The sequence below is a fragment of the Stenotrophomonas sp. YIM B06876 genome (assembly GCF_030711595.1).
GTDB lineage: Bacteria > Pseudomonadota > Gammaproteobacteria > Xanthomonadales > Xanthomonadaceae > Stenotrophomonas.
On record NZ_JAUJUJ010000002.1, the window covers coordinates 26,935 to 40,402 of the forward strand.

General features: G+C 67.0%; 13 protein-coding genes and 1 other RNA gene. 11 read left to right on the forward strand and 3 right to left on the reverse strand.

Annotated features, from left to right (window positions below; translation table 11 throughout):
* Positions 1 to 5 precede the first annotated feature (5 nt).
* From hemW to pepQ, 4 genes are all read left to right on the forward strand, one after another.
* Positions 6 to 1,217 (forward strand): radical SAM family heme chaperone HemW, encoded by a 1,212-nt coding sequence (hemW, locus tag QZH66_RS01285; protein ID WP_305804133.1) that lies wholly within the window; start codon positions 6 to 8, stop codon positions 1,215 to 1,217.
* Positions 1,218 to 1,306: 89 nt separating this feature from the next.
* Entirely contained in the window at positions 1,307 to 3,832 is a 2,526-nt protein-coding gene (locus QZH66_RS01290) for a DUF1631 domain-containing protein (protein ID WP_305804134.1), read from the forward strand.
* Positions 3,829 to 4,176, forward strand: a complete 348-nt coding sequence (locus QZH66_RS01295; RefSeq protein ID WP_305804135.1) for a PilZ domain-containing protein — start codon at positions 3,829 to 3,831, stop codon at positions 4,174 to 4,176. The genes QZH66_RS01290 and QZH66_RS01295 overlap by 4 nt, the downstream gene beginning before the upstream one ends.
* An 82-nt stretch (positions 4,177 to 4,258) precedes the next feature.
* Entirely contained in the window at positions 4,259 to 5,587 is a 1,329-nt protein-coding gene (gene pepQ / locus QZH66_RS01300) for a Xaa-Pro dipeptidase (RefSeq protein WP_305804136.1), read from the forward strand.
* Positions 5,588 to 5,713: 126 nt separating this feature from the next.
* On the opposite strand, the gene QZH66_RS01305 is transcribed toward pepQ, so the two are convergent.
* Both QZH66_RS01305 and QZH66_RS01310 read right to left on the reverse strand, forming a co-directional pair.
* Positions 5,714 to 7,042: an aminopeptidase P N-terminal domain-containing protein gene (locus QZH66_RS01305; protein WP_305804137.1), complete on the reverse strand. Its 1,329-nt coding sequence runs from the start codon at positions 7,040 to 7,042 to the stop codon at positions 5,714 to 5,716.
* A gap of 10 nt (positions 7,043 to 7,052) precedes the next feature.
* Entirely contained in the window at positions 7,053 to 7,598 is a 546-nt protein-coding gene (locus QZH66_RS01310) for a YecA family protein (protein WP_305804138.1), read from the reverse strand.
* 158 nt (positions 7,599 to 7,756) lie between these two features.
* Between QZH66_RS01310 and QZH66_RS01315 the strand changes: the two genes are divergently transcribed.
* The 7 genes from QZH66_RS01315 (at position 7,757) to rpiA (ending at position 12,779) form a co-directional block, all read left to right on the forward strand.
* Positions 7,757 to 10,000 (forward strand): EAL domain-containing protein, encoded by a 2,244-nt coding sequence (locus tag QZH66_RS01315; RefSeq protein ID WP_305804139.1) that lies wholly within the window; start codon positions 7,757 to 7,759, stop codon positions 9,998 to 10,000.
* Between the two features lie 33 nt (positions 10,001 to 10,033).
* Complete coding sequence (locus QZH66_RS01320; protein ID WP_305804140.1) at positions 10,034 to 10,255, forward strand: TIGR02449 family protein; 222 nt, start codon at positions 10,034 to 10,036, stop codon at positions 10,253 to 10,255.
* Entirely contained in the window at positions 10,252 to 10,551 is a 300-nt protein-coding gene (locus tag QZH66_RS01325; RefSeq protein ID WP_305804141.1) for a cell division protein ZapA, read from the forward strand. The genes QZH66_RS01320 and QZH66_RS01325 overlap by 4 nt, the downstream gene beginning before the upstream one ends.
* An 87-nt stretch (positions 10,552 to 10,638) precedes the next feature.
* A non-coding RNA gene (gene ssrS, locus QZH66_RS01330) (6S RNA) lies at positions 10,639 to 10,823 on the forward strand.
* Positions 10,824 to 10,950: 127 nt separating this feature from the next.
* Entirely contained in the window at positions 10,951 to 11,538 is a 588-nt protein-coding gene (locus tag QZH66_RS01335) for a 5-formyltetrahydrofolate cyclo-ligase (protein WP_305804142.1), read from the forward strand.
* Positions 11,535 to 12,020 carry an EVE domain-containing protein gene (locus QZH66_RS01340; protein ID WP_305804143.1) on the forward strand — a complete coding sequence of 162 codons (486 nt, stop codon included), beginning with the start codon at positions 11,535 to 11,537 and terminating at the stop codon, positions 12,018 to 12,020. Before QZH66_RS01335 ends, QZH66_RS01340 begins: the two co-directional genes overlap by 4 nt.
* A gap of 111 nt (positions 12,021 to 12,131) precedes the next feature.
* Positions 12,132 to 12,779, forward strand: coding sequence for a ribose-5-phosphate isomerase RpiA (gene rpiA / locus QZH66_RS01345; RefSeq protein WP_305804144.1), 648 nt, complete (start codon positions 12,132 to 12,134; stop codon positions 12,777 to 12,779).
* Between the two features lie 185 nt (positions 12,780 to 12,964).
* On the opposite strand, the gene QZH66_RS01350 is transcribed toward rpiA, so the two are convergent.
* A complete protein-coding gene (locus QZH66_RS01350; protein WP_305804145.1) occupies positions 12,965 to 13,444 on the reverse strand; it encodes a helix-turn-helix domain-containing protein in 480 nt (159 codons plus the stop codon).
* Positions 13,445 to 13,468: the final 24 nt, after the last annotated feature.

Sequence of the window (13,468 nt, forward strand, 5' to 3'; positions counted from 1 at the left end):
CACCGATGACCGCGCATTCCCACCTCCACGGCGACGCCTGCGGCTGCTCCGGGCCGTCCCAGGTGCAGCTGGTTCCACCGCCGCTTTCCCTGTACGTGCACCTGCCCTGGTGCGTGCGCAAATGCCCGTATTGCGATTTCAATTCGCATGCGGCCAAGGGCGAACTGCCGTTCGAGGCCTATGTGGACGCGCTGATCCGCGACCTCGACTTCGACCTGCCCCTGGTCTGGGGCCGGGTGGTCAACAGCGTGTTCTTCGGCGGCGGCACCCCCAGCCTGTTCCCCCCTGAAGCGATCGACCGCTTCCTGCAGGCGGCCAGCGCACGGCTGCGCTTCGCCCCGAACCTGGAAGTGACGCTGGAGACCAACCCCGGTACCGCCGAGCACGGCCGCTTCGACCGCTATCGCGCCGCCGGGGTCAACCGCATCAGCTTCGGCATCCAGAGTTTCAACGACGCGGCGCTCAAGCGCCTGGGCCGCATCCACGACAGCGGCGAGGCCGAGCGCGCGGTCAAGCTGGCGCAGGATGCCGGCTATGACAACTTCAATATCGATCTGATGTACGCGCTGCCCGAGCAGACGCTGGCCCAGGCCGAGACCGACCTGGAACGCGCCTTCGCGCTGCAGCCGACGCATATCTCGCACTACCAGCTCACGCTGGAACCCAACACCGTGTTCTTCGCGCGGCCGCCGCAGGGCATCCCCGACGACGACCACGCCTGGGACATGCAGGAGCACTGCCAGGCGCTGCTGGCCGAGGCCGGTTACGGACAGTACGAAGTCAGCGCCTATGCCCGGCCCGGCCGCCAGAGCGCGCACAACCTCAACTACTGGCGCTTTGGCGACTACCTGGGCATCGGTGCCGGAGCCCATGGCAAGATCAGTTCCGGGGCCGGGCAGCACATCCTGCGCCGCTGGAAGCACAAGCACCCGCAGACCTACATGGCCAATGCCGGCGGCGAGAACGCCCTGGGCGGCGACGAGATCCTGACGGCGGCGCGGCTGCCATTCGAGTACATGCTCAACCTGCTGCGTTTGCACGAAGGGTTCGCGCTGGCCGACTTCGAGGTCCGCACCGGCCTGCACCGCAGCGTGTTGCAGCCGGCCCTGGAGCTGGCGTGCCGCCGCGGCTGGTTGGAAATCGATGCCGGCCGGGTCCGCCCCACCGCGCTGGGACGGCGTTTCACCAACGATGTGGTGGAGCTGTTCCTGGACTGAGCCGGCACGCCGGCAACGGGGCAAGTGGCGGGCCTACCGGCAAAAATGGTAAACACGTCCCCATCAAGGGGAGTCGGAAAGCACACCGGATGTCAGCGCCTGCACCATCTTCGTCCAGCCAAGCGCTGGCCAGTATCGCCGCCACGCCAGCGCCGGCCCGGGTCCGCGACCTGCTTCAAGCCATCCATGCACTGGCGGTGCAGATGCTTTCCGCGCCGCTGCAACTGACCCTGGTGGAGCTGGAGCGCGACCTGTTCAAACAGGCCGAGAGCGCGCGCAACTCGCAGCTGCAGGGCGATCTGTATGCCGAGATGCGGCAACTGCGCGAACGCAGCGGACAGTTCGCCCCGCAACTGCTGGATGCACTGGCACGCTCGCTGGCAGCACTCAAGGAGACGCGCAAAGACGCGCCCAGCGCCGCCGTTCCGGTGTTCAGGACCATGACCCTGGTGGCGGACAACGATATCGACCGCGACATCATCCTGCGCGAGATCGCCCGCCGCGAAGCCATCCGGGGCGCAACCGCGCTGCAACTGCTTTCGCAGCGGTTCGGGGTGCTGGCCGCACAACCGGCGTTCGAGCTGGAGGGGTTGCCGATCGGACCGTATGCGCTGTGCCGGATCCTGCGCGAATGTGGCGAGAAGCTGCAGCTGGGGCTGGACGCACAGATGTCGCTGTACCAGGCCTTTGAACGGCAGGCGATGGAGCGCTACGGCGAGCTGGTCGATCGCATCAACATCCTGCTGGCCCATGAAGGCGTATTGCCGGGCCTGGTGTACCAGCCCTACCTGCCCAAGAGCGGCGCCGCGCGGCGTGGCGCCGGTGCGGCCACCGGCAGCGACAGCGGGTCGCAGCGCGCCAGCCAGCGGCCACTGACCAGCTGGCAGGGCCAGGCACCGGCAGCGTCGTGGGCGTCGGCAATGACCGACCTGCGGGATCCAGCGCCCCCCCAGGGCGGGGCCGGTGGCAACGCAGGCAACGCAGGCGGTTCGGGCGGTTCGGGCGGTTCGGGCGGTTCGGGCGGTATGAACGGTTCGGGCGGCATGGGCGGCAGCGGCTCCGCTGGCGCGGCAACGGCAACCAGCCCTTCGCTGTCCACCCTGCATGACATGCTCGATGCCGCCCGGGTCTCGATGCAGCAGAGCGCGGTGGGCGGAAGCCACAGCGCAAGCGGCAGCCATGGCGGTGGCGACGGTAGCGGCGCCAATGGGAATGCCGGCGGTGGCATCGCCACCGACGCGGCGGCGCCGCGGTTGTCGGACCTGCCGGCCACCGCCGCATCGCAACCGGTACCCAGCGGCGCGATCATGGAGGTGCTGGGGAAACTGCAGACCCAGGCCGCCGCACAGGGCGCCACCGGCGTACGCCGCACGATCGGCGACATCCACAAAGCGCTGTTGACGCAGATGCAGGCCGAGCATGGCCCCAACGCCTCGCTCACCGCGCAGGACACCGACACCCTCGATCTGCTGGGCATGCTGTACAGCCAGATCCAGCGCGAAGTCCGTCTCGAAGCCCCGGCCGCCGACCTGCTGGTGCAGCTGCAGGTGCCGGTGGTGCGCGCGGCCATCGGCGACCAGGCCTTCTTCGTCCGCGACCAGCATCCGGCGCGTGAACTGCTCAATGCCGTGGCCGAATCCGGCGCCACCTGGCTGAGCGACGAGGACACCGATCCGGTGCTGCTGCAGAAGCTCGGCGATGCCGTCAATCGCGTGGTTTCGGACTACGACGGCGACGAGTCGGTGTTCACCGAAGCCAACCAGGAAATCCAGGGCCACCTGCGCACCGCCGCGCGCAAGGCCGAAGTGACCGAACGCCGGCACGTGGAAGCGGTGCGCGGCAAGGAGCGCCTGGAAGCGGCCAAGCAGTTGGCCACACGCACCATCGACCAGTTGTGCGAACAGTCGGCTCCGCCGAAATTCGTGCAGACCCTGCTGCGCCAGGCTTGGAGCGATGTGCTCACGCTGACCCTGCTGCGCCAGGGCGAGCACTCCGACGAGTGGCGCAAACAGCAGCAGGCCACCGCGCAGATCGCCCGCATCACCTGCGCCGCCGCAGGCGGGGCTACCGATGTGGCGCTGGGCAACCAGCTCGAAGAGTCGCTGTTGCAGGTGGGCTACCACCGCGACGAAGCCGGGGCGATCGCCCGTCGCCTGGCGACCCCGGGCGGCGAGGACGATGTCAGCTCCAAGACCGAGCTGGCCGCCAAGCTCAAAGCGCGCAGCCGGCTCGGCGAACAGGGCGGCAAAGACAGTCCCGACACCCCGCCGGTGGTCGCCAGGCCGGGCCGCAACGAGAATGAGGAAGGCTACTACCGGCAGCTGCGCACGCTGCCGTTCGGAACCTGGTTCGAATTCGTCACCAACCAGCAGGGCGATACCCGCCGCCAGCGCCTGTCCTGGTACAGCCTGATCACCGACAACGCCCTGTTCGTCAACCAGCGCGGGCAGAAAGTGTCCGAGCAGTCGCTCGATGCGCTGGCGCGGCTGATGGCACAGGGCCAGGTCCATATCGTCACCGAAGACAAGGGCCGGCTGATCGACCGCGCCTGGCAAGCCACCATCCGCACCCTGCGCTCGCTCTCCGGCAGCGTCTCCCGGACGGAGTCCGCATGATTAACGAAACCCGTCGCGCACCGCGCCGCCAGATCGCCGAACTGGTGCCGGTGATGGACCAGATGACCGAAACCAGCATCGGCCGGCTCGGCAATGTGTCCGAAAGCGGCATGCTGCTGATCGCCTCGGCGCCGCTCACCGACGATGCGCTCTACCAGCTGTCGTTTCCCGTCTCCGACCGCAACGGCCGCACGGTGCAGATCCACGTCGGTGCCCATCTGCTGTGGAATGAACCGGCGCACGCCCCGGGCCAGTCGTGGGCCGGTGTGCGCTTCCTGACCCTGAGCAGCGAACACCGCGCGCTGCTGCGGCACTGGATAGAAGGTGGCCTCACCCCGGCCTGAGCGCCGATTCCGGCACAGCGGCAGGCGCCGGAATGCGGCAAAATCGACCGGTGCAATCCGCCCTGTCGAACGAGCCCACGTGATGAACCAGCCAGATCCCGGCGCCCTGTATTCCCACCATCTGAGCGTTCTCAAGCAGCGCGCGGACCAAGCGCTGGCCCGCGGGGGGTTCGATCACCTGCTCATTCCCAGCGGCACCCTGCATTACCAGGCGTTCGATGACCGCGATTACCCGTATGCGGTCAACCCGCATTTCAAGGCCTGGCTGCCGCTGACCCGGCTGCCCAACAGCTGGCTGGTCTACACCCCGGGCAAACGACCGAAGGTGCTCTTCCACCAGCCGTTCGACTACTGGCACGTGGTGCCCGACGCGCCCAGCGGCTGGTGGGTCGAGCATGTCGACATCGAGATCATCCGCAAACCCGAGGACGCCCTCGCGCTGCTGCCGAAGGACCCGGCGCGCTGCGCGATCCTGGGCGAGCCGCAGAGCACGCTGGGCCCGTTTGCGCCGAACAACCCGGAACCGGTCATCCATTACCTGGATTGGCACCGCGGCTACAAGACGCCCTACGAAATCGCGCTGATGCGCCAGGCGCAGCGGCTGGGCGTGCGTGGCCACCGCGCCGCCGAAGCCGCCTTCCGCGCGGGCGCCAGCGAGTTCGAAATCCACATGGCCTACTGCAGCGCGGTCGGCCAGGACGCCAACGACCTGCCTTACGGCAACATCATCGCGCTCAACGAACACGGCGCGGTGTTGCACTACACCGAACTGGGACGCAGCGCGCCGACCCCGCTGCGCAGCTTCCTGATCGATGCCGGCGCCAGCGCCTGTGGCTACGCCAGCGACATCACCCGCACCTATGCCGCCACCGGCCATGACGAATTCCAGGCAATGATCGGCGCGGTCGATGCCGCGCAGCAGAAGATGTGCGCGGCGGTGCGCGCCGGCTTCGACTACAAGCAGCTGCACATCGACGCGCACCTGTCACTGATGGAAGTGCTCCGGGACTTCGGGGTGATCACCGTCTCGCCGGAAGCGGCGCTGGCCACCGGCGTCAGCGCCGCCTTTTTCCCGCACGGCATCGGCCACCTGATCGGATTGCAGGTGCACGATGTCGCCGGCTTCGCCGCCAGCGACCGCGGCGGCCGTATCGAGCGTCCGCACGGCCACCCCTACCTGCGCCTGACCCGGGTGCTGGAACCGGGCATGACGGTCACCATCGAGCCGGGGGTGTACTTCATCGACATGCTGCTGGAAGAGGTGAAACAGGCCGGGCACGGTGCCAGCATCAACTGGGACCGGGTGGACTTCTTCCGCCCCTACGGCGGCATCCGCATCGAAGACGAGGTGCTGTGCACCACGGGCGAGGCCGACAACCTGACCCGCCCGCCATTCGCCGCGCTGGACTGAACGCCGGGTCGCGCCGGCACAAAAAAGCGCGGCCAAGGCCGCGCTTTTTTATGAAGCCCCCGGTTGCCGCCCACCGCCTCCGCGTCGGCCCGCGACGGCCACGTCAGCGCCAGCCTCGCTCCGCCGCTAGCGGTGTTGCGCCATCTCGGCTTCGATCTCATCGGCACTGCGCGGCAGCGCCGCGGTCAGCACGCGATGGCCGTCGCCGGTGATCAGCACGTCATCCTCGGTGCGGATGCCGATGCCACGCCAGCGCGGTTCCACCGTGGGATCGTCCGGCGACACGTACAGCCCGGGCTCGATCGTGAACACCATGCCCGGCTCGAGCAGCCGCGACTCGCCCGCCAGCCGGTAATCGCCGACGTCATGCACATCCAGCCCCAGCCAATGGCCGGTCTTGTGCCGGTAGAAACGCTGGTAATGGCGCTCGATGATGTTTTCCTCCAGCGAGCCGCTGAGCAGCCCCAGTTGCAGCAGCCCTTCGGTCAGTACCTCGACCGCCGCCAGGTGCCCTTCCTCGTAGGCGATTCCCGGCTGCGCCTGCTCCAGCGCCGCGCGCTGGGCGGCGCCGACCAGGTCATGCAGGGCGCGCTGTTCCTTGCTGAAATGGCCATTGAGCGGGAACGTGCGGGTGATATCGCTGGCATAGCCGCGATATTCGGCACCGGCGTCGATCAGCACCAGATCACCGTCACGGCTGCCGGCGCGGTTGTCGCGGTAATGCAGGATGCAGGCGTTGGCGCCGGCACCGACGATGCTGGTGTACGCCGGCCAGGCGTCATGGGCGCGGAACTCGCGTTCAAGCTCGGCCTGCAGCTCGTATTCGTGGATCCCCGGGCGGGCGACCCGCATCGCCGCGCGATGCGCGCGCACGCTGATATCGGCCGCATGTTGCATCAGCCCGATCTCGCCGGCGGATTTGAACAGGCGCTGTTCGTGCAGCAGGTGTCCCAGCTCGAGGAATTCATGCGGCGGCTGCGCGCCATGCCGCACCTGCGCCCGCACCCGGTTGACCCAACCGATCAGCTTCAAGTCGAAATCCGCATCCCGGCCGAAGTGGTAATACACCCGCGAGCGCCCCTCCAGCAGCCCGGGCAGGATCTCGTCCAGATCCTCGATCGGATAGGCGTCATCCATGCCGTAGCCCGATACCGCGCCCTCCTGCCCGGCCCGCGGGCCATCCCAGGCCTCGCGGTCGGGATCGCGCTCGCGGCAGAACAGGATCGTCTCGCCATGGCGCCGCCCCGGAATCAGCACCAGCACCGCTTCCGGTTCCGGAAAGCCGCACAGGTACCAGAAGTCCGAGTCCTGCCGGTACGGGTAATGGGTGTCGAGGCTGCGCACGCGCTCGGGGGCGGCGGGCAGCACCAGGATGGCGTCGTCGCCGGCCATTTCCATCAACTGGCGACGGCGGCCGGCATATTCGGCCGCGGCAATGCCGGTGAACTGCATCATGCCGGGCACCTCAGTTCAGGCGCTGGCGGTGGCGCGGCCCCATCACGCAGTCGCCGTGCAACAGCAATACCGCCACCCGCACGAACTCCTCGATTTCAGCCAGCGCGTCCTCGTCTTCGTCGCCACTGTCAAACTCGTCGCTGGAGGCCTGGGCCAGCTTGGCCAGATCCTGCAGCGCTTCATCGCCCTCCTCGCTCAGCGCCGGACGCGAGCCGGCCGCCAGCCCGAATCCGCCAAGGAACGCACGGCACCATTCGAACAAGGCGTCGGTGCGCTGCTGCAGTGGTGCGCCGGCTTCAGCCAGCAGCAGTTCAAAGGCGAAGTCGCGGTCTTCCAGCTGTTCCACGCTGGCCAGACGCAGGCGGTCGAGCGCACTGTCAGGCGCCGGCGCGGGGAGCCCGTCATCGGCCAGCACCCTGGCCGGCCATGCGGCCACGCTGTCGCCACCGGCGGCCAGCCAACCGCACAGCCCCCCATGCAGTTCGGCGGGAGAAGCGCCCAGCCCCAGCATCTGGCTGGCCTGTGCTACGTCGTTGACGTCGGGAAGATCGGTCATGTCACGGCCCGGTAAAAAAGTGGAATCGGCCACCTCGCAAGAAGCGCTGCAGCCAGCGCCACAGTGTAGCAACCGGCCGGCTGCCGCCGCTTGTGAAGGCGCGATGCCCGCGCCTACACTCGGCGCACCCATTCCGCCGTCCGGTGCCCGTACCCGTCATGCCGACCGCCATGTTTGCCGCGGGCGTTGCAAGCGCCATCCAGGCAGCGGGATGGGTCGCCGCACTGGTATTGGCCGCGCTCGCACAAGGCCTGCTGAGGCGCCTGCGGCGCGCGCGGCGCGCGCTGTCCGGGTTGCGCCAGAGCACCGAACAGCTGCACAACCGCGATGAACATCTGAAGCTGGCCCTGTGGGCTTCCGGCGAGCACTTCTGGGACTACGACCTGCGCCGGCGCAAATTGCACTGGATGCACGTGGATGAACTGGCACCGGCCACGGCCGAGATCACCATCGTCGCGCACGACAACATCGACCCCCGGATCCACCGCAGCGACCTGTCACAGGTGGTGCGCAGCCTGCACGACCATGTCGAAGGGCGCACCGCGGTGTTCGTGTCCGAGCACCGCATGGATCTGTACGGTGACCACAAATGGCTCTGGGTACGGGTGCGCGGGCGGGTGGTCGAACGTGACGCCGACGGTCGCCCGCTGCGCGTGGCCGGTACCGCCCGTGACATTTCCGCCCACCGCCGCGCCGACGCCGAACGCCGCATCGCCATCGAAGTGCTGCACAGCATGAGCGAGGCGGTGGCGGTGCTGGACCGCAACTTCCGCTTCATCTCGGTCAACCCGGCCTTCAGCCGCATCACCGGGTATGACGAGCAGGAAGTGCTGGGCAAACCGCTGCAGATGCTCGAGCGCGACCCGCAGGCAAACGAGCAGCCGCCGCAGATGCTGCAGGCGCTGCGTACCGGCAACCACTGGCGCGGGGAGCTGTGGAAGCGTCGCAAGGACGGCCAGGAGATCCTCTGCCACGTCCGCCACAACGTGGTACGCGACCTCGACGGCCGCCGCAGTTTCCACGTCGAGGTGCTGGAGGACATCACTGAACAGAAGCGCGCCGAACAGGAACTGCGTTATCTGGCCAATTACGACACCCTGACCAGCCTGCCCAACCGCGCCCTCGCCTCCGAGCGCCTGGCCCGTGCCATCGTCCGCGCGCGCAGCCAGAACCTGCAGGTGGCGGTCCTGTTCCTGGACCTGGACCGGTTCAAGAACATCAATGACTCGCTCGGCCACCCGGCCGGCGATCGCGTGCTGCGCGCCACCGCCGAACGCGTGCAGCAGGCCGTCGGCCCGCAACACACGGTAGCCCGGCTCAGCGGTGACGAATTCACCGTGATCCTGGAGGATGTGCCCTCGGTCGAGGCCGCCGAACAGGTCGCGCGCGAAGTGCTGACCGCCTTCGATCTGCCCCTGCGGCTGGACGAGCGCCGCGAAGTGGCGATCTCGCCGTCGATCGGCATCAGCCTGTATCCACACCATGCGCTGCTGCCGACCGAACTGCTCAAGCATGCCGACACCGCGATGTACCAGGCCAAGGCCGCCGGCCGCCGCACCTACCAGGTGTATTCGGCGCAGATGGACGAGCAGACCCGGCACCGCGCCACCCTGGCCAACACGCTGCGCAAAATCTCCTTCGACGAGGAACTGAAGCTGGTCTACCAGCCGCGTTATTCGCTGATCGACCACCGCGTCATTGGCGTGGAAGCGCTGTTGCGCTGGGACAGTGCCGAATTCGGGCCGATCGACCCGGCCGAGTTCATTCCGCTGGCCGAGGAAACCGGGTTGATCCTGCAAATCGGCGAATGGGTATTGCGCCAGGCCTGCCTGACGCTGCGCTCATGGCGCGAGCACGGCATGGAAAACCTGTGCATTGCGGTGAACGTATCGGCCATCCAGTTGCAGCGCGGCAACCTGCCCGGGGTGCTGGCGCGGGTGCTGGCCGAAACCGGCATCCGCCCCGGGCAGCTGGAACTGGAGCTGACCGAAAGCGCGATCATGAGCGATGTCAGCAGCAACGCCGCAGTGCTGCGTGCCTGCCGCAACCTGGGCATCCGCCTGGCCATTGACGACTTCGGCACCGGCTATTCGTCACTGGCCTATCTCAAGCGCCTGCCATTGACGACGCTGAAGATCGACCGCGAATTCATCCGCGATTTGACCGTGGACCCGGACGACGAGGCGATCACCAGCGCCATCATCGCCATGGGTCATTCGCTGTCCCTCACTGTCGTGGCCGAGGGCGTGGAAAACCAGGGCCAGCTGGCCTTTTTGCATCAAAACGGGTGCGATGAAATCCAGGGCCACCTGGTTGCCCCGGCACTGGAGCCGGAGGCCTGCCTGCGCTTTCTGCAACAGGCCGTGCTGCCGCGCACACCCCCGGCGCACCATGTGTCTTGACCGGCACCAGCCCCCATGCCTATCGTGCCCGCCATGGACTCCTTCGACCCCGTCGCCCAGTTGCAGGCGCTCGCCGCCCGTATCGAGTCATTGCTCGAACGCAACCAGCGGCTGGCCGATGAAAACCGCAGCCTGCGCCACCAGCAGGAGCAACTGATAGTTGAGCGCGCACAACTGTTGACCAAGAACGAGCAGGCACGCTCGCGCGTGGAAGCGATGATCACCCGCCTGAAATCGCTGGAGCAGCACACGTGAGCCATAACGAGCCGGTCAGTGTGCGTGTCCTCGACCGCGAATACACCGTGGGCGTGGAGCCGGACGAACGGGACAGCCTCACCGCCGCCGCGCGCGTGCTCGACGCCAGGATGCGCGAGATCCGCGGCAACAACCGCATGGCCGCGGTGGACCGGGTAGCGGTCCTGGCAGCGCTGAACCTCGCCCACGAACTGCAGCAGCTGCGCGACGAGCAGGCGCGCCAGCAGGGCCAGCTGCAGCGCACCTTGAACGAGCTCAATCGTCGTCTCGACAGCGCCATCGACAGCACGCGCTGAACCGCCGCATGCTGGCGATGCAGATGAATCCGCGCGCAGCCGACGAACGGGCTTTCCAGCGCATGCAACGCCGCTATAATGCAACTGCGTTCTCTGCCGTGAACGACGGCGTGTGCAAACATTCGCCTTGTCCCTTAATTACGACCACGGGGATGCGACGGCGCCGGGTGTGCAAGTCCGCCTTGTAGCGGAAAGCCCGATGGTTCCCCAGCGTTCCCACTTGAACCCCGGGTTCAAGGTCGTTTCGCACGCATCGTCATGGCGGAGAATGCAATATCCTGCAAGAGCGGCGTCTCCGGATGCCGCTCTTGCTTTTTGTGGCGCCGCCGGCAGATACCTGCCGCTTCCACGTCGCGTTGCGACATGCCACCGTTGCATTTTCCCCAGGTACTTCCCGCGATGACGGATCCCCGCCAGGACCTGCGCCGGCAACTGCGGCAGCTGCGCCGTGACATTCCCGCCGCCGGTCGTATTGCCGCCGCCGAAGCGCTGGCCACGCGCCTGCTGGCGTTGCCGTTTGCCGGGATCACCGGCCCCGTCGCCGGCTACTGGGCGCTGGATGGCGAAATCGCCCTGCACCGCTGGCAGATGCGGCTGCCTGCCACGCAGACCTATTGCCTGCCGATCCTGCATGGGGACGTGCTGCGCTTTGCGCCGTGGCGCCCGGGCCAGGCCCTGACCAGCAACCGCTACGGCATTCCCGAACCGGACGTCCATGCCGATGACGCGCTGCCCGCCGAGGCGATGGCGCTGGTGGTCGCGCCGCTGGTCGGCTTCGACAGCCTCGGCCGGCGACTGGGCATGGGAGGCGGCTGGTATGATCGCAGCTTCGCATTCCGCCAGCGCCAGGCCGCACCGCCGTGGCTGGTGGGCGCCGGCTTTGCCACCCAGCAGGTGCCGGCGCTGCCGGTCGAGGACTGGGACGTGACGGTGGATGCGATCTGCACCGAGCAGGCCACTTTTTTCCCGGAACCGTTGATCGCATGACCGCACGCAAGCGCTACTGGCTGATGAAGTCCGAACCGGACGCCTTTTCCATCGACGACCTGCAGCGTGTGGGTACCGAGCCCTGGAACGGCGTGCGCAACTACCAGGCACGCAATTTCATGCGCGACGGCATGAAGGTCGGCGACGGCATCCTGTTCTACCACTCCAACACCAAGGTGCCCGGCATCGTCGGCATCGCCACGGTGGCCAGCGAAGCCTATCCGGACGACACCCAGTTCGATCCGACGTCCGATTACCACGATCCCAAGAGCACCCGCGAGCAGCCGCGCTGGATGCTGGTGGACGTGGCCTTCGAGCGCAAACTGGCGCAGGTGGTCTCCCTGGAAGAAATCAAAAAACACGCCGAGGCATTGGGCGAAGGCTTTCCATTGACCGCCAAGGGCAACCGGCTGTCGGTGTTCCCGGTGACCGCCGCGCAGTGGAAGCTGCTGCTGGCGCTGGAAAAGAAGAAGCCGGCCTGACGCCCGATTGCCCGTAGGGGCGAGGTCAGTCGCGATGGGGCTTTCCCCGCAAAGCGCCGGTCGCGACCGACCTCGCTCCTCCCCTCCCTTTCCCCATCCACCGAGTCCACCATGTCCGAAGCCAAGCGCCTGGCCGCCGAAAAAGCCATCGAGTACGTCGAAAACGGAATGATCGTCGGGGTCGGTACCGGTTCCACCGTGGCCTATTTCATCGACGCGCTGGCCAGGATCAAGGATCGCATCGAGGGCGCCGTCTCCAGCTCGGAGCAGAGCAGCGCGTTGCTCAGGTCGCACGGCATCGAAGTGCTGGACCTGAACCACACCGGCGGCCTGTCGCTGTACGTGGACGGCGCCGACGAGTGCGACGGCAACAAGTGCCTGATCAAGGGCGGCGGCGCCGCGCTGACCCGCGAGAAGATCATCGCCGAGGCCAGCAGGAAGTTCGTCTGCATCATCGATCCGAGCAAGCAGGTCAAGGTGCTGGGCAGGTTTCCGCTGCCGGTGGAAGTGATTCCGATGGCGCGCAGCCTGGTCGCCCGCGAGATCCTCGCCCGCACCGGCGGCCAGCCGGTGTGGCGCGATGGCGTGGTCACCGACAACGGCAACGTGGTGCTGGACGTCCACAACCTGCACATCACCGATCCGGTGAAGCTGGAATGCGAACTCAACCAGATTCCAGGCGTGGTCTGCGTCGGCCTGTTCGCACGACGTCCGGCCGATGTGGTGATCGTCGGCGGCGAACCGCCGCAGGTGCTGTAAGCGCCATCGCCAACAAGTAAAGCAATTCAAGCAAGCGGCCGACGTAACGAAGGCCGCATCGCGCCGGTGCAAGCCGTGCCCAGAATCGGCCGATTGCTGGGTGGTGATGTGACGCGCCACCTTGTGGCGCGGCCCGGCTTACCGCGATCCGCTGATGCCTCGTGTCGTTTCCACGATACGCCGGCTCAGCTGCCCTTCCGCTTGCTGCCGCGCGCCAGTTCATCTATCAACGCGCGCACAAGTTTGCGCTGCACCTCGGGCAAGGCCAGAAACTCTTCAATCGCGTGCTGGTCCAGCGCATTGCGGCTGTCCCAGTCGATCACCGGTTCACGCACGGTACGCCCGGCACCGGCAGCACCGTACTGCAGTTCATGCGGCGCCATGCGCAACAGCTTCGCCAGCGCACGCAAATTTGCCTGCCGCGGCATGCTTTTCCCGTTGAGCCAGCCTGATATCGCCTGTGGTGACACCGGCACGCTGTGATAGCGCGCAAGCAACTTGACCAGTTCGGCAGGACTGTCGCTGAGCTGCGCCCGCTTGAGCAGCATCCGCAATCTTTCCCCGAAGGCCGCCTGTTCGCTTTTCATGCAGCGGACGTTAGGACCACCAACATCCATATCCGCAATGATTGCTTTCAATAAAATGAAATATTTGCTTTCATTCAAGATCAAGTGTCTGGAAAGAGAGCA

Coding starts and splice junctions, on each gene's coding strand:
- hemW (WP_305804133.1), top strand. CDS start 6: ATGACCGCGCATTCCCACCTCCACGGCGACGCCTGCGGCTGCTCCGGG.
- QZH66_RS01290 (WP_305804134.1), top strand. CDS start 1,307: ATGTCAGCGCCTGCACCATCTTCGTCCAGCCAAGCGCTGGCCAGTATC.
- QZH66_RS01295 (WP_305804135.1), top strand. CDS start 3,829: ATGATTAACGAAACCCGTCGCGCACCGCGCCGCCAGATCGCCGAACTG.
- pepQ (WP_305804136.1), top strand. CDS start 4,259: ATGAACCAGCCAGATCCCGGCGCCCTGTATTCCCACCATCTGAGCGTT.
- QZH66_RS01305 (WP_305804137.1), bottom strand. CDS start 7,042: ATGATGCAGTTCACCGGCATTGCCGCGGCCGAATATGCCGGCCGCCGT.
- QZH66_RS01310 (WP_305804138.1), bottom strand. CDS start 7,598: ATGACCGATCTTCCCGACGTCAACGACGTAGCACAGGCCAGCCAGATG.
- QZH66_RS01315 (WP_305804139.1), top strand. CDS start 7,757: ATGCCGACCGCCATGTTTGCCGCGGGCGTTGCAAGCGCCATCCAGGCA.
- QZH66_RS01320 (WP_305804140.1), top strand. CDS start 10,034: ATGGACTCCTTCGACCCCGTCGCCCAGTTGCAGGCGCTCGCCGCCCGT.
- QZH66_RS01335 (WP_305804142.1), top strand. CDS start 10,951: ATGACGGATCCCCGCCAGGACCTGCGCCGGCAACTGCGGCAGCTGCGC.
- QZH66_RS01340 (WP_305804143.1), top strand. CDS start 11,535: ATGACCGCACGCAAGCGCTACTGGCTGATGAAGTCCGAACCGGACGCC.
- rpiA (WP_305804144.1), top strand. CDS start 12,132: ATGTCCGAAGCCAAGCGCCTGGCCGCCGAAAAAGCCATCGAGTACGTC.